This window comes from Neorhizobium petrolearium, assembly GCF_029854435.1.
GTDB lineage: Bacteria > Pseudomonadota > Alphaproteobacteria > Rhizobiales > Rhizobiaceae > Neorhizobium > Neorhizobium petrolearium.
Genome location: NZ_CP123000.1, coordinates 476,793 through 492,671, shown reverse-complemented (window position 1 = coordinate 492,671; position 15,879 = coordinate 476,793). Strand labels below are relative to the sequence as shown.

The following is a 15,879-nucleotide window of genomic DNA, read 5'->3' as shown; positions in this document are numbered from 1 at the left end:
GCTTCCCGACCATTCAAACCGCGACCCTGTCGAGCGGCACGCGGCGCTGTTCGAAGGCCTTCAGCTCCGCCTCGCGCTCGTAGATATAGTTCCGGTTGTCGGGAACGGTGGTGCGCTTCTTGACGATCTGCATCTGAAAGATGAAGAAGTTTTCGTGGGTGAAGGCCATTTCCGAACCGGCGAGATAGAACTCCCACATGCGCACGAATCGCTCGTCGTAGATGGCGGCCGCCTTCTCCTTGTTCGCCATGAAGCGCTCGCGCCAGTGGCGCAGCGTATAAGCATAGTGCATCGGCAGGATTTCGATGTCGGAGACGAGCAGGCCCGCCTTTTCGACAGCCGGCATCACCTCGGCGATCGAGGGAATGTAACCGCCCGGGAAGATGTATTTCTCGATCCAGGGATTGTTGTAGATCGCCGGATAGGGCTGGCCGATCGAGTGCAGCACCATGACGCCGTCATCGGCCAGCACGTCATTCACCTTGTTGAAGAACTTGCGGTAGTTCAGCCGGCCCACATGTTCGAACATGCCGACGGAGACAATGCGGTCGTATTGGCGCGGCGGCAGGTAGTAGTAGTCCTGCAATTCGAAGCGGACGCTGTTGGCAAGTCCGCGCTTGGCGGCGCGCTCGCGGGAGATCTTGAGCTGTTCCGTCGACAGCGTGATGCCGGTGACATCGACGCCTGATGATTCGGCGAGATACATGGCCATGCCGCCCCAGCCCGAACCGATTTCCAGCGCCCGCTGGCCGGGCTCGGCAAGCAGTTTCGCAACGATATGGCGCTTCTTGGCTACCTGCGCCTCATCCAGCGAAACGCCCGGCGGATTGAAATAGGCACAGGAATACTGCCAGTCCTCGTCCAGAAACAGCGAGAACAGCCTCTCGTCCAGATCATAATGATGGGCGACGTTCCGCCGGTTGTGGTTGACCGGCACGCGATTGCGGAACTGCGATGCCACCATCCGCGCAACGCCACGCAGGATCATCCCGAAGGTCAGGCCCTCACGCAGCGTATTGTCCTTGATGAGCGCGAGGAACTCGTAGATATCGCCCTCTTCGACGCGTAGCCGGCCATCCATATAGAGTTCGCCGAGCTTGAGTTGCGGATCGCTCACAAGTTCCCGTTCCGCCGCTTCGTCCACAAAGCGGATGGTTACTGCCCTGCCTCCTCCTCCGCCGTAGCGCTGCTCGCCACCCGAGCCGCGAACGGTCAGGGTGCCGGTCTTGATGATTGTATTGAAGAGATTGTGAAGGGACGAGGCCATGGACCCACCTCCATAGATACTAAGGCTGCCTTACTAAATCGAAAATCTAATAATTTCTCTGCGACTTTCAAGCACATTCCCGCCATGAAAATGACACAAAAAAACAAGCCGTCAAACCCATGCCTGACGACCTGCATCTTATGGTAGAAATTTTAAAAAGCAGCCGAAAATTACCTGCGTTTCAAAGCTTCCGCGAGTGCGGCACCGAACGCGCCCTGCGAGGACGGCTTTTCCGTCTTCGCAAACTTCGGGCTGAGCGGCTTGCCGCGGTCTTCGCCGCGCGGCGCCGGCGCCGCCTCGCCGCCGTCCTTGCGCATGGTCAATCCGATTCGCTTGCGCTTCACGTCGACTTCCACGACCCGGACCTTCACTACGTCGCCGGCCTTGACCACTTCATGCGGGTCCTTGACAAACCTGTCCGCGAGTTGGGAGACGTGCACCAGCCCGTCCTGGTGAACGCCGATATCCACGAAGGCGCCGAAAGCGGCCACGTTGGTCACGGTGCCTTCCAGCATCATGCCGGGCCGAAGGTCCCCGATCTCGTTGACCCCTTCCGCGAAGGTGGCCGTCTTGAAGCTCGGGCGCGGGTCCCGGCCCGGCTTTTCGAGCTCGGCAATGATGTCCTTCACCGTCGGCAGACCGAACTGCTCGTCGATGAACCTGCGCGGGTCGAGCCCTTTCAACGTCGCGCTGTCGCCCATCAGGGTGCGCAGGTCGCGGCCGCAGGCGGCTACGATCTTCTTGGCGACGCCATAGGCTTCCGGATGGACGGCGGAAGCATCGAGCGGCTCCTTGCCATTCGGGATGCGCAGGAAGCCCGCCGCCTGCTCGAAGGTGCGGTTGCCGAGGCGGGCGACCTTCAGCAGGTCCTTGCGGCTTCCGAACGGTCCGTTCTGATCGCGGTGCACGACGATCGATTCTGCAATCGAGCGGCTGAGGCCGGAGACACGCGCAAGCAGCGGCGCGGACGCCGTGTTCAAATCGACGCCGACGGCGTTCACCGCGTCTTCGACCACCGCGTCCAGTGAGCGCGACAGCTTCGTCTGGTCGACATCGTGCTGGTACTGGCCGACGCCGATCGATTTCGGTTCGATCTTGACGAGTTCGGCGAGCGGATCCTGAAGGCGGCGGGCGATGGAGACGGCACCGCGCAGGGAGACATCGAGCTGCGGGAATTCGGCGGCAGCTGTCTCGGATGCCGAATAGACCGAAGCGCCGGCTTCCGAGACGATCACCTTGGTCGGCTTGGTTCCCGAGGGAGGCGCCGGCAGGTTCGCCAGCATGTCGGCCACCAGTTTTTCCGTCTCACGGCTGCCGGTGCCGTTGCCGATGGCGATCAGTTCGACATTGTGCTTGCGGATGAGTGCCGCGAGTTCAGCCTGGGTGCCGCGAACATCGTTCTTCGGCGGGAAGGGATAAACGGTCGTCGTGTCCAGCAGTTTGCCGGTGCCGTCGACGATCGCAACCTTGACGCCCGTGCGGATGCCCGGGTCGAGGCCCATCGTGGCGCGAGAGCCGGCGGGGGCGGCAAGCAGCAGGTCCTTGAGGTTTCGGGCGAAGACGTGGATCGCCTCCTCCTCGGCACGCTCGCGCAGTTCCCGCATCAGGTCCAGCGACAGCGAGACCGAAAGCTTGACGCGCCAGGTCCAACCGGCAACATCCATCAGCCAGCGATCCGCCGCCCCCCTTTCACGGATGTCGAAGGCAGCAGCCACGATGCGCTGCGCCGGCTTCACTGGTGACGAGTCGTCCTGATCCACCTCGATCGTCAGCGTCAGCACTTCCTCGTTCCAGCCGCGCAGCATGGCGAGCGCCCGGTGACCCGGCACCATCGCCCAGCGTTCGGAATGGTCGAAATAGTCGGCGAACTTGGCTCCGGCCTCCTGCTTGCCGTCGACCACCTTTGCCTTGAGCACCGCACCGGCACGCATATGCTGGCGCAGCTTGCCGAGCAGGTCGGCATTTTCGGAAATCGTCTCGGCGACGATATCGCGGGCGCCATCCAGTGCCGTCTTCACGTCCGCCACCTCGCCCGTGACATAGGCCTCCGCCAGCCTGGTCGGGTCGGCGGTACGATCGGCCCATATCGCGTCGGCGAGCGGCCCAAGCCCGCGCTCACGAGCGATCTCTGCGCGCGTGCGGCGCTTCGGCTTGTAGGGAAGATAGAGGTCTTCCAGTTCCGCCTTGGTCGTCGCCTTGCCGATCTTCGTCGACAACTCGTCGGTCATCTTGCCCTGAGAATTGATGGAATCGACGATCGTCGCCCGGCGGGCTTCCAACTCGCGCAGATAGACGAGGCGCTCCGACAAATTGCGCAGTTGCGTGTCGTCCAGCCCTCCCGTCACTTCCTTGCGGTAGCGCGCGATGAAGGGCACCGTAGCGCCCTCGTCGATCAACCCGATCGCGGCGGCAGCCTGTTCGGGACGGGCATTGATTTCCGCGGCAATCGCAGCGGCAAGGAAACGGAGATCGGCGGCCATGGGCGTCCTCGTTCAAATCGGGAGGCGCGACCATAGTCCAAGTTTGCGGCAAGGCAACGTTGCTGATGCCTGGGTCCACAGGATGCGGTACAGATCGTGCCGAAACGAGGCAGGCTTCAACGATTGCTAACCACGGATTTGTGGAAAATAGGTGACTACCTCTCATCTTTACAAATCAGTGGCTACGTTTTCCAGGCCGCATGATGCGGTGAGCAATGGAGGTATGAATGCCTATGAAAGCTGCCAGGATGCTGGCACTGGAAACTGCGGTTGCAACCGAAGAGCTGGAATCCATCATTTCGTATCTCGACCAAAAACTGGACGACGCGTCGTCCCGAAACGAGCCGGTACCCTTTCTGGCCTACCGGAACCGGGTGATCTTCCAGACGACGCTGAACATCCGACAGGGCAAGATCTGGAGCCCGTCGCAATATTAGGACTGCCGTCAAAGGTCACGGGATGACGGTATCTCGTGACCTTTTCCCTTGACCTTTCCCGGCCCTCCCCTTAACCGCCCGGGAAAGCACAAGCGAGGATGAGGCATGAAGGTTCTCTTGATCGGTTCGGGCGGACGCGAGCATGCGCTCGCATGGAAGCTTGCCCAGTCGCCGAAACTCGGCAAGCTCTATGCGGCACCCGGCAATCCCGGCATTGCCGAACATGCCGAACTCGTGGGCCTCAACATCGATGATCACCAGGCGGTCGCCGCGTTCTGCCTCGACAAGGCGATCGGCCTCGTCGTGGTCGGGCCGGAAGCGCCGCTGGTCGCCGGCATTGCCGATGATTTGCGCGCAAGGAACATCGCCGTTTTCGGGCCTTCTGCTGCGGCGGCTCAGCTCGAAGGTTCCAAGGGTTTCACCAAGGATCTCTGCGCCCGCTACGATATTCCGACCGGTGCCTATCGCCGCTTTTCCAACGCGGCGGAAGCCAGTGCCTATGTGAGGGAACAGGGTGCGCCGATCGTGGTGAAGGCGGACGGCCTTGCGGCTGGCAAGGGCGTCACCGTCGCCATGACGCTCGAAGAGGCGCTTGCCGCGATCGACGATTGTTTCGACGGCGCTTTCGGCGCAGCCGGTGCGGAAGTGGTGGTGGAAGCCTATCTCGACGGCGAAGAGGCAAGCTTCTTCTGTCTGTCCGACGGCAGGACCGCATTGGCGCTCGCCACCGCCCAGGATCACAAGCGGGTCGGCGACGGCGATACCGGGCCGAATACCGGCGGCATGGGCGCCTATTCGCCGGCGCCGGTGATGACGCCCGACATGGTCTCCCGCACCATGAAGGAGATCATCGAGCCGACCATCCGCGGCATGTCGGACAGCGGCTATCCCTTCACCGGCGTCTTCTTTGCCGGGCTGATGATCACCGCCAAGGGGCCGGAGCTCATCGAATACAACGTCCGCTTCGGCGACCCGGAATGCCAGGTGCTGATGATGCGGCTGAAGAGCGATCTGCTCGACCTGCTTCACGCCGCCGCGACCGGAACGCTCGACCAGGTTTCGGCCGAATGGAGCGACGATGTGGCGCTGACCGTGGTGATGGCTTCGAAGGGCTATCCCGGTTCATACGACAAAGGCACGCCGATCGCGCACCTGCCGGAAACATCGGCTGGCGAGAAGATATTCCATGCCGGCACGGCGATGAAGGATGGCGCGCTCGTGGCAACCGGCGGCCGCGTGCTCAACGTGACGGCCACCGGAAGAACGGTCGCGGAGGCGAAGACCCGGGCCTATGCGCTCATCGACAACGTGAAATGGGAAAACGGCTTCTGCCGCCGCGACATTGGCTGGCGCGCCGTTGCACGCGAGAACTGAGGGGCTGGCGCGCCATCGAGCGCGAACAGAACCAGACGCTGCACCCTCCGATTCATTCAAAATTTACCGACTATCCTGACGGGATGGAAACGAAACGACGCTACCTTTTCCGGACCTAGAAAAGGGTTCCGGTTATGCGTCTCGTTCTGACTACGGCTCTTGTGCTTGCAAGCGGTGCGGCCTTCGCGTCTTCCATCACGACAATCAGCGGAGCAAATCCCTCCGGCGCCAGCATTGTCGAAAAACGGTGCACCGACTGCCCGGTCCCCAAGCCGAGAGCGAACGAATCCACCTACAAGGTGCCGGAATTGGCCAATGGCATCCAGAAGACGGAAATCATCGACATCAACGGTGAGAAAAAGCTCGTCCGCACCGAAGCGTGGTTCGGCGGCTCGCCCGTCATCTACATCAGCAAGCTGCCCGACTGGATGGCCACAGACAGTGCCATTGCCGAACTTCATCCGACGACCGACGGCTCGACAGAGACGGGGCTAGCAACGCTGGATGGCATCGATCTCGATGCCACCACAAGCGCTGTCGCAACCGACGGGACTGCCGAACCGGTTCAAGCCTCCGCCGTATCCGTGGCGGCTGCCTTCAATGAGCTGGAACTGCGGCTGCGGCCGATCGAATAAGCATCCGATAATATTTACAATCTGCGCAACATACGAAGAGTTATAATTCGCGATTAACGCGAATTTAATGCCTCGCTCAAGCCGGTTTGGCTAATTTATTATCATTCTAAGCTGTCAAGCTTCCCATAATTAAATTTTTATTCAAATTTTCGGCATCACTGTCTTTCCGAGCAGTGCATGCAGCACGTTACGGCGCAGGAAGCGCCCTCCCCAAGGTCAACCTCATTTTGCCGGCTCCACCGGGAGATTTCGGCTGCCAAAGAGTGGAACATGAAGAACCTCAAGATATCCCAGCAGCTTTTGCTGCTGATAGTGGCGATCATGGTCGCGTTCGCGGCCGTGACTTATTATCAGGTGCGCACGTCGATCGCATCGATCTACGCCGAGCGCTACGACATGCTTCGCACGCAGGTGGAATCGGCAACCTCGATCCTGCAATCCTATTACGAGCAGGAAAAAGCCGGCAAGCTGACGCATGAAGAGGCACAGCGCCTGGCTTATGCAACCGCAGCAGGAATCAAGTTCGAGCCCGCAGGCTACATCTTCGGCATGAACTACGACACGGTTACGCAGTTTCACTACAACCCGAAACTGGTCGGCGTGAACCAGAAAGGCCAGCCGGACAAGATGGGCAATCTCTTCCGTGAGGAGATCGTCGCCCATGGCCGCGCCGGTGGCGGTATCACCACCTATTATTGGGAAAAACCCGGCAAGCCAGCCAATGAGGTTTACAAGAAGGCAGTCTATTCCAAGGCTTTCGAACCGTGGCAGATCGTCGTTGCGACGGGTGTCTACATCGACGATCTCGACGCGAAGATCAACAAGGCGATCGCCGAAGTTGCCGTCGCGGGGCTTGTCGCCGTCATCATTGCGATGATCCTGGCATTCTTCGTCATCCGCAATATCACTCGCCCGCTAGGCGCGGTTCACGCAGCGCTTGAAGCCGTTGCCGACGAGGACGTCGCCATCAAGGTTCCGCATACGGACATGGCGAATGAAGTCGGCATGATGGCCAAGGCGACGCAGGAGCTTCAGGAGAAGATCCGTGAGCGCCATGCCATGGCCGCGCGCGAGGAGCAGCAAAAGCAGGAACTCGATCGCGAGCGCCAGCAAAACCTCGACATGCAGCAGCAGGAAGCCGTGATGCAGGCCCGCGTCGTCTCCATCATCGGCGAGGCGCTGGAATCGCTTGCCAACGGCGACCTCACCATCCGCTGCGGCGATCTCGGCCCGCGATATGAAACGCTTCGCCACAACTTCAACGAGGCGATCCTGCATCTCGAAGCCGCCATGGCCAAGGTCAATGCCAAGGGCATCGACATCGGCGGATCGAAGGAGGAAATCCGCCGCGCTTCCAACGAACTCTCGCAACGCACCGAACGCCAGGCAGCCAATCTGGAGGAAACCTCGGCCGCACTCGACGAGCTTGCCGTCGCCGTCCGCCAGACCGCCGAAGGCGCCCACGAGGCCGCCCAGCGGGTGACCTCGGTCAGCTCGGAAGCCAACCGTTCCGACCAGATCGTCGCCGAGGCGATCGACGCCATGGGCGGCATCGAGCACTCGTCGGAAGAGATCTCCAAGATCATCGGCGTGATCGACGACATCGCCTTCCAGACCAACCTGCTGGCGCTGAACGCCGGTGTCGAGGCCGCTCGCGCCGGCGATTCCGGCAAGGGGTTTGCCGTCGTCGCCCAGGAAGTGCGCGAACTGGCGCAGCGTTCCGCCGCTGCCGCCAAGGAGATCAAGGACCAGATCTCCCGCTCGTCCGGCCAGGTGCAGAACGGCGTCCGCCTGGTGGGCGAGGCTGGCGAAGCCTTGAAGCGCATCTCCAGCCAGGTGAAGGCCGCCAGCGACATCGTCGGCAAGATCGCCCATTCGGCATCCGAACAGGACACGACGCTGCGCTCGATCTCCTCCTCGCTGAACCAGCTCGACGCTGCGACCCAGCACAATGCCGCCATGGCGGAAGAAACCACGGCTTCGGCAGAAGCGCTGGCCACCGACACGGACGAGCTGCTCAACCTGATCCGCGGCTTCCGCGTCGGTAATGACGGCATCAGCAGCCTGCACCACACCGCGCAGAAGATGCGCAAGGCAGGCTGAGCCGGACCTTCAAGTGGAGGACGAAAGACCGCCGGGCCAAAAGCCCGGCGGTTTTGTTTTAAGGCAATCAGGCCGCAGCCACGGCAAGGTGGATGCCCGCGCTTTCCTGCAGCGCCCGGATGACATTGAACAGGTTGTCCGCGCGCGGATTGCCTTTAGGTCCGAACATGCGCATCAGGCTTTTCGCAGGCATGTCCACCTTCCGTGCGAGCGCTTCAAAACCGATCGTGGCATTGATGAAGTCGCGAAGAACGCTCTTGCCGGTATCGAGATCGCCATCGAGTAGAAGCTCGACAGCATCGGACAGCAATGCAGCGCGAAACGCCGGGTCCTGATCCAGGCGAGCCTTGACAGTTTCCTTGAATTCCCGTGTCAGCGCCATGTCAGCCTCCTTTCCTGGATTTGTAATCCCGCCAATAGGCCTGTGCAGTCTCGATATCGCTCTGCTGGCGTTGCTTCGTCCCGCCTACCAGCAGGACAATCAATTGCCCGCCATCGCGGCCGAAATAAATCCGATAACCGGGTCCGTAATCGATCCGGTATTCCAGCACACCCGAACCGACCGATTTGACGTTCGAAAGATTGTCCTGTCCGACCCGCGCCAATGCGACCGTCACTTTCGAGGCCGCGCGTGCGTCGATTTTCGCGAACCACTGCCCGAACGGGCTCTTTCCATTCCGGTCCAGGTATTCGGTGATCTTCATCGGAACATGGTAACACATATGTCACCACGCACCAATGACTTTGTGGAATCAGCCGGAAATTTTCGAGAAGTCGGCGACTGTACCGGTCGCCTCGCGGATCGCCTTCAGGAGCGCCAGGCGGTTAGCGCGGATCGCGGCATCCTCGTCGTTGACGAGAACTTCCTCGAAGAAGGTGTCGACCGGTGCGCGAAGCTTCGAAAGAGCTTCCATGGCTGATAGGAAGTCCTCCCCGGCGATCGCATCCGCTGCATCTTTCGAAGCGACCTTGATCGCCGCCCAGAGCGCCTTTTCCGCATCGAGCCGCAAAAGCTCGTCAGCGACGCCATCGGCGACGACCGTGCCCTTCTTCTCCTCGGCAGCGAGAAGCTGGACGGCGCGTTTGGTGCCGGCGAGCAGGTTCCTGCCATCCTCCGACGTGATGAAAGCCGTCAGCGCTTCGGCGCGGCGCGCGACTAGCAAGAGGTCGTCGGCGTCCGGCGTCAGCACCGCATCGATGATGTCGTGCCGTGCGCCCATGTCGCGCAGATAGACTTTCAGGCGGTCGTGGAAGAAGGAGAGGAGGTCGATGGCGATGGCCGACAGATCCAGTCTTCTCTGATATGTGCGTTCCATCACCCCCTCAAGAGCTTCGGAATCACCGGCGGCATCAAGACGAAGAGCAGCTTCAAAGTCTTTATCTGCCTCCGGATCGCGGATGTGCTCCTCGACAGTGGCAAGCGCTTCACTAAACGCCTGCAACAGAGGTAGGCGGACTTTCCGTTCCAGCAGCATGCGAACCACACCCAGCGCTGCGCGACGGAGCGCATAAGGGTCCTTGGAGCCGGTCGGCTTTTCGTCGATCGCCCAGAAGCCGACGAGGGTGTCGAGCTTGTCGGCGAGCGCCACGGTGATCGCCACCTTGTCATCGGGTACACGGTCGGACGGGCCCTGCGGCTTGTAGTGGTCCTCGATCGCGGCGGCGACAGAGGCATTCTCGCCCTGCAGCGCTGCGTATTTGCGGCCCATCAGGCCCTGCAGTTCCGGGAATTCGCCGACCGCCTCGGTACGCAGGTCGGCCTTTACCAGCACCGCGGCGCGATCGACCAGCGCGGCATCCGCGCCGACGATCGGAGCGAGCTGAGCGGCAAGATCGCGGATGCGGGCAACGCGCTGCCCTTGAGTGCCGAGCTTGGCATGGAAGGTGACGTTCAGCGCGTCGAGCTTGGCCATGCGCTGGTCGAGCGGCTTCTTCAGGTCGAGGTCGAATTTCCTGGCCGATTCCACCAGCGTATCGAGGTCCGGCATGTCGCCCTGGTCGCGGGTCCAGAAATGCCTTGCGTCCGAAAGACGGGCGCGCACCACCTTGCCATTGCCGTGCATGATTTCCCTGCCGCCGTCCTTCGCCTCGATGTTGGATACGAGGATGAAGCGGTTCGACAGGCTCTCACCACCCTGCGGGCGGGTGACGAAACACTTCTGGTTCGTCTTGATGGTGAGCCGGATGATCTCCGAGGGGATTTCGAGGTATTCGGGCTCGAACTCGCCCATCAGCACATGCGGCCATTCGACGAGGCCGGAGACCTCTTCCAGCAGGCCCTCGTCCTCGACCAGTTCCAGGCCGTTGGCAAAGGCGAGATCGCGTGCATCATGCAGGATCACGTCCTTGCGGCGCTCGGCATCGAGCATGACCTTCGCTTTTTCGAGGCTCGAAACATAATCCTGGAATCGGCGGACGGTAATCGCTTCCGGCGCATGGAAGCGATGGCCATAGGTGACGTTGCCGGCCACGATCCCGTCGATTTCGAACGGGATGACCTGCGTTTCCTCATGCTCCGGGCCGAAGACGCAGACGATCGACTGCAGCGGGCGCACCCAGCGCAGGCTTTCCGAACCCTTCCCCTCGATGCCCGCGTAACGCATGCCCTTCGGCATGGAGGCAGCGCCCCAGCGCATCGACTTCGGCCAAGGGAAATCGCGGATGATGCCGGGCATGACATCGGCGATGATTTCTTCAGCCGGACGGCCGGGCTTGGAGATCACCGCCACATAGAAATCGCCCTTCTTCGGGTCGCTGACGACCTGGGCTTCCGAGACGGACGTGAGGCCGGCGCCGCGCAAAAAGCCTTCGATCGCCTTTTCCGGCGCGTCGGTGCGCGGGCCCTTGCGCTCCTCGCGCTGGTCGGCGGAACGGGCCGTCAGGCCACGGATGTCCAGTGTCAGCCGGCGCGGCGTCCAGTATTCGCGCGCGCCCTCATAGGTCAGACCCGCTTCCACCAGCGCATCGGTGACAAGCTTTTTCAAGTCTCCCGCGGCCTTCCGCTGCATGCGGGCGGGAATTTCTTCGGATCTGAGTTCTAGAAGAAGATCGGGCATATCAGTTTTCCTCACCCTCCCCTTGAGGGGGAGGGTCGGACCGAAGGTCCGGGGTGGGGTGAAAATCGTGTGCCTCTGCTATCAAAGTTAGACGCTCCTGCACAATGGCAAATATCGTATCCAGCACCGCTTCAAGCTCACTCAAAACCTCATGATTCCAGAAGCGGATAACGTGATAGCCTTGCGATGCCAAGTAAACCGTTCGCTCCTCGTCATACCGTCTTGCTGCATTCTCGGTATGCTGGCTGCCATCGAGTTCGATGATCAAGCCGATCTGATGGCAGGCGAAATCTGCAAAATAGCGCCCAATCGGAACCTGACGGCGGAAATGCGTTCCTTCTATGGGAATGCGCCAGAGATGACGCCAGAGCCTGGCTTCGGCATCCGTACTGTCTTTGCGCAGACGGCGCGCATTGGCGATCTTGAAGCGGTCGAGTTTGGACGGTTTATTCTCTTTCCCGGCCATCATGTCACCCCCACCCGCCGCTTCGCGGCGACCTCCCCCCTCAAGGGGGAGGTGACGTTATGCCGAACCGTCACCACCAAGCACTCCGCCGAAACTGCAACACTGGCCAATAGAGGCTCACCACCCTCCCCCGCCGCCACCACCCCCGCCTCCGCCTGAGGAGCCGCCCGAAAAGCCGGATGACGAGGACGAAGATTTCGGAGCGGGAATGGTGGAGGCGATGGTGGATGCCATCGAGGATGAGAAGCCGCCGATGCGGTCGCCGAAGCTCGAATAGGAATCGCCGCTATACCAGCCCGGCGCATAAGAGGCTGCGGCAGCCCCCGCCGCCGTGGCAAGCCAGGCCTCAAAAGCACGGCTCCAGGGCTTTTCGACGCCGAGCGCGACTGCATAGGGAAGCAATGTCTCGAAGTGCTGCGGCGACATGGTCGGCACACCCGCCATGTTCATCCGGTCCTTTTCGGCGAGCGTCAGATAGATACGCAGGCCTTCGATGCCATCCATCAGCTTGCGACCGAGCGGCGTCGGCGCGCCTATCAGGAAGAAGAAGATGACATTGGCAAGCACGATGCCGCCGACCGCCACCATAACCGGCCAATGTTCGCTGCCGGTCATTTCCGAAACGATTGCCACCAGGATTGCCGAGCCGGCCGACAGCGCGACAAAGCCGATGAACCCGAGAACGATGACCGATACGATTTTCGACATGAGCGAGGAGCCCCGGCGCAGACCCTTGCCGAAGCTGACGGCAAACCCGCCGATGAAGACCGCGAAAAAGGCAGGAATGATCAGCATGACGATCATGTCCGGTTCAAGATTGCCGAAGATGATCAGCGCCAGGATGGAGAGCACGCTCAGCGCCACGCCACCCATGACGTAACCCGTATTGGCCTTGTAATACTTGCCGCGGTGTTCCTTTTCCATCGCGTTTCGAAAACTCGCGCCCACGGACTGCACCGTAGTGCCGTGCGCCTCGTCGATGACGAGGCTTCGCCGCGGCGCGCCAATCGAGCCCAGGATGGAGGCCTGGCCGATCGGCAAGGTTCTCGGCGCGGCCTTCTCGGTCCGCCGGATGGTAATCTTCTTCTTGAGGTCTTCCAGTACGACATATCCCTTCACCGCCAGATCGAGTGCGCTGGCGGAAAAGGCGGTCCAGCCGCCACCGGAAAATCCCTTGTTGTCGATATAGTTGACGAGGGCCGGCGAGATGCCGTCAGGGGCATCCCAGCGCGGCACGACGACGCCACGTGCGGGGTCGCGGCCGACGCGGTTCCAGAAGATCACGTAATAGCCAACGACAAGAATGAGCCCGCCGACGCCCAGGAAAAGGTTGAGGCTGTCGCGGAACCACCAACTGCGCTCCTGATCCGCCGAGGGCGGCGCGACCACGCCTTTTGGAAAGCCGGCAACGATGGTGAGGCCTTCCTCTTCGCCCAACGGACGGGTCGTGACGAAATCCGCCTCGTTGCCATTCGCCTGCATGCGAGCATTTCGTGCGGTCGAGCCTAGCGGACCGGTATAAGCTGCCGTCTGCGTCACTCGTCCACCCGGAAGCATCACGCGGGCGGATGCCTTGGCGATGCGAAATTGCCAGCCGTTTCCGGTGACGTTCCAGTAAAGCTCGTCATGGTCGTCGAAATAGCGGATCTGGCGATCCGTCCGATAGGTGAAAACATAGGTGTGCTCGCCATTGCGAAGGAGCACGTCTTCCGATCCCGCATAGATGCGGATGCCTCCGGTCACCGATTCTGTATGATAGGGTTCATCCTGCCCATCCCGGGTGACGGACAGGACATCGAAGCCCACCCGCAGCGTACGGCCGTTTGCATCCACCATGGTCAGCGGAAAATCGCGGAAAATCCCGCGCCTGATCCGGTTGCCCTCGGCATTGACGGTGATCGTCTCGGAAACCGTCAGGTCGCCATTCTGAGCAACCTGAATATCGGAATGGTAGGAACGGATATATTCCTCCGCCCGGGCGGGCAGCGCCGCCAGCGCCAGCAGAAGTAGCAGGCAGCAACCGGAGAACCACCGCATCACGACATCCCTCCCCTTCGGCGCCCTGGCCCGTGTCCTCTTGCCCCGCCTATTCGATATCCGTGTATGCGACACCGAGCGAGGCCAGCACATCCCAATAATCCGGAAAGGTCTTGGCGACGCAATCCGGGTCGAGAATGGTGATGCCGCCGATCTTCAGGCCCGCCAGCGCGAAGCTCATGGCGATGCGGTGATCGGCGAAGGTGTTGATCGCCGCCGGCAGCGTCTGGCCGGCGAGCGACGGATCGGATGCGACAATCAGATCATCGCCTTCTTCCGTCGCCAGACCTTCGCGGATCTCGTTGAGGCCGAGCGACAGCGCCCGCACCCGGTCGCATTCCTTGACGCGCAGGTTGGCAATGCCGGTAAAGCGCACCGGCGTCTCGTTGAAGGCGGCGAGCACGGCAAGCGTCGGCACCGCATCCTGCATCTGCGAACCGTCGATCTCGGACGGCAGATACGGGAATTTCGAAATCACGTCATAAGCCTTGGCATCCGGCTGGGTGAAGGCGCCGTTCGGAACGCCGAGATCGATCGCCCCACCGGTCAGCACTTCCGCGGCCCAGAGATAGGTTGCGGCGGAAGCGTCTGGTTCGATGACGAAATCCGCAGCCCGATAACCGGTCGGCTCGACTTTCCAGCTTGCTGCGTCGATCTGCTCCACCTTGGCGCCGAATGCCTGCATGGCGGCGAGCGTCAGGTCGACATAGCCGCGGGCGCCGATTTCCGCACCGGCAAGCGCCACGGTGACCGGCGCATTGGCGCCTTTCGGAGCAAGCGGCGCCGCCATCAGCAGAGCGGAAACATATTGGCTCGACAGGCCCGCGTCGATCTCCACCCGGCCCGATGCAAAATGGCCGATGCCGTGCACGGTAACCGGTGGGCAGCCGGTCGGCGCCTCGACGTCGATGCCGAGCGATTTCAGGGCCGCCACCAGTGGGGCGATCGGCCGCTTGCGCATGTGCTCGTCGCCATCGACCACGACCGTCCCATCGACCGAAGCAACTGCGGCCGTCAGGAATCGGGTCGCGGTGCCGGCATTGCCGAGGAAAAGCGGTGCGGAAGGCGGCAGGAGCTTGCCCATGCCGGTGACAACGAACGTCGTTTCGTCCGGCTCATCGATTGTCACACCCATTGCCCGCAGGGCATCCGCCATATAACGCGTGTCGTCGCTCCGCAGCGCGCCGGTCAGCCGGCTCGTTCCCCTGGCGAGGCCCGCCAGGAGCAAAGCGCGGTTGGTGATCGACTTGGAGCCCGGCGGCACGGCGCGGCCGACAAGCGGCTTGCCCGGCGGCACTATGGTGAGTTTCACTCTGCCCATGATGATCGTCTCTTCCGTCACTCGCGGCGCTGCCTGCAAGACACGCCATAACTTTTCAACCTTCGACGGCGCTCTTAGAGCGTTTCCGTGCAAAGGTCCAATGACGGTTTCCTAGAATTTGACAGCTGGAACCGCGCGATCCGCCTCGTTGGCGATTTCGAAATATTCGCGCTTGGAAAAGCCGAACTGACCGGCGACCAAGTTGGACGGGAAGCTTTCGACCTTGACGTTCAGATCACGCGCCGCGCCGTTGTAATAGCGCCGCGACATCTGAATCTCGCTTTCGATCGTTTCCAGCGAAGCCTGCAGTTCGGAAAAGTTCTGGTTCGCCTTGAGGTCCGGATAGGCTTCCGCGAGCGCGAAGAGCTTGCCAAGCGCCTGGGACAGCAGGCCCTCCGCCTGGGCACGGGCGGCGACATCGCCGGCCGGCACGGCCTGGGCCTGGTTGCGCAGCTTCACCACTTCTTCGAGGGTGCCCTTCTCATGTGCTGCGTAACCCTTCACTGTCTCGATAAGGTTCGGGATGAGATCGGCGCGGCGCTTCAACTGGACGTCGATGCCGGACCAGGCCTCCTCCGCCATCTGACGGGATCTGACCAGCCCGTTATAGATCATGATGCCGTACAGGACGACGAGAACGACTATGCCGATCAGGATATACATCAGACGAATCCCCCACAGACGCGTAAATCCGAAGCGGAGA

Annotated in this window: 13 protein-coding genes; 4 read left to right on the top strand and 9 right to left on the bottom strand. The window is 61.5% G+C overall.

Annotated elements, in window-relative coordinates:
• Positions 1–13: 13 nt before the first annotated feature.
• On the bottom strand, positions 14–1,267 hold the full coding sequence (locus tag QEO92_RS02515; RefSeq protein ID WP_037158274.1) for a cyclopropane fatty acid synthase: 1,254 nt from the start codon (positions 1,265–1,267) through the stop codon (positions 14–16).
• Between the two features lie 170 nt (positions 1,268–1,437).
• Positions 1,438–3,747, bottom strand: coding sequence for a Tex family protein (locus QEO92_RS02510; protein WP_227702047.1), 2,310 nt, complete (start codon positions 3,745–3,747; stop codon positions 1,438–1,440).
• A 227-nt stretch (positions 3,748–3,974) separates the two neighbouring features.
• On the opposite strand from QEO92_RS02510, the gene QEO92_RS02505 reads away from it, so the two are divergent.
• The 4 genes from QEO92_RS02505 (at position 3,975) to QEO92_RS02490 (ending at position 8,296) form a co-directional block, all read left to right on the top strand.
• Positions 3,975–4,184 carry a hypothetical protein gene (locus tag QEO92_RS02505; protein WP_037158281.1) on the top strand — a complete coding sequence of 70 codons (210 nt, stop codon included), beginning with the start codon at positions 3,975–3,977 and terminating at the stop codon, positions 4,182–4,184.
• A 105-nt stretch (positions 4,185–4,289) separates the two neighbouring features.
• A complete protein-coding gene (gene purD / locus QEO92_RS02500) occupies positions 4,290–5,558 on the top strand; it encodes a phosphoribosylamine--glycine ligase (RefSeq protein ID WP_227702046.1) in 1,269 nt (422 codons plus the stop codon).
• Between the two features lie 134 nt (positions 5,559–5,692).
• Complete coding sequence (locus QEO92_RS02495) at positions 5,693–6,193, top strand: plant virulence effector HPE1-like domain-containing protein (protein ID WP_227702045.1); 501 nt, start codon at positions 5,693–5,695, stop codon at positions 6,191–6,193.
• A gap of 270 nt (positions 6,194–6,463) precedes the next feature.
• A complete protein-coding gene (locus tag QEO92_RS02490) occupies positions 6,464–8,296 on the top strand; it encodes a methyl-accepting chemotaxis protein (RefSeq protein WP_227702044.1) in 1,833 nt (610 codons plus the stop codon).
• Positions 8,297–8,363: 67 nt separating this feature from the next.
• Here the strand turns inward: QEO92_RS02490 and QEO92_RS02485 are convergent, their stop codons facing one another.
• From QEO92_RS02485 to QEO92_RS02455, 7 genes are all read right to left on the bottom strand, one after another.
• Positions 8,364–8,678, bottom strand: coding sequence for a helix-turn-helix domain-containing transcriptional regulator (locus tag QEO92_RS02485; RefSeq protein ID WP_227702043.1), 315 nt, complete (start codon positions 8,676–8,678; stop codon positions 8,364–8,366).
• A gap of 1 nt (position 8,679) precedes the next feature.
• Complete coding sequence (locus tag QEO92_RS02480; RefSeq protein WP_037159860.1) at positions 8,680–9,000, bottom strand: type II toxin-antitoxin system RelE/ParE family toxin; 321 nt, start codon at positions 8,998–9,000, stop codon at positions 8,680–8,682.
• A gap of 48 nt (positions 9,001–9,048) precedes the next feature.
• Positions 9,049–11,352, bottom strand: a complete 2,304-nt coding sequence (gene glyS / locus QEO92_RS02475; protein WP_227702042.1) for a glycine--tRNA ligase subunit beta — start codon at positions 11,350–11,352, stop codon at positions 9,049–9,051.
• Position 11,353: 1 nt separating this feature from the next.
• Entirely contained in the window at positions 11,354–11,821 is a 468-nt protein-coding gene (locus tag QEO92_RS02470) for an endonuclease domain-containing protein (RefSeq protein WP_227702041.1), read from the bottom strand.
• 114 nt (positions 11,822–11,935) lie between these two features.
• Positions 11,936–13,858, bottom strand: a complete 1,923-nt coding sequence (locus QEO92_RS02465; protein WP_227702040.1) for a DUF2207 domain-containing protein — start codon at positions 13,856–13,858, stop codon at positions 11,936–11,938.
• 46 nt (positions 13,859–13,904) lie between these two features.
• The gene (locus QEO92_RS02460; RefSeq protein WP_227702039.1) at positions 13,905–15,176 is read right to left on the bottom strand and encodes a 3-phosphoshikimate 1-carboxyvinyltransferase; all 1,272 of its coding nucleotides are present in this window, start codon (positions 15,174–15,176) and stop codon (positions 13,905–13,907) included.
• Between the two features lie 111 nt (positions 15,177–15,287).
• The gene (locus QEO92_RS02455) at positions 15,288–15,839 is read right to left on the bottom strand and encodes a LemA family protein (protein WP_037158294.1); all 552 of its coding nucleotides are present in this window, start codon (positions 15,837–15,839) and stop codon (positions 15,288–15,290) included.
• Between the last annotated feature and the right edge of the window lie 40 nt (positions 15,840–15,879).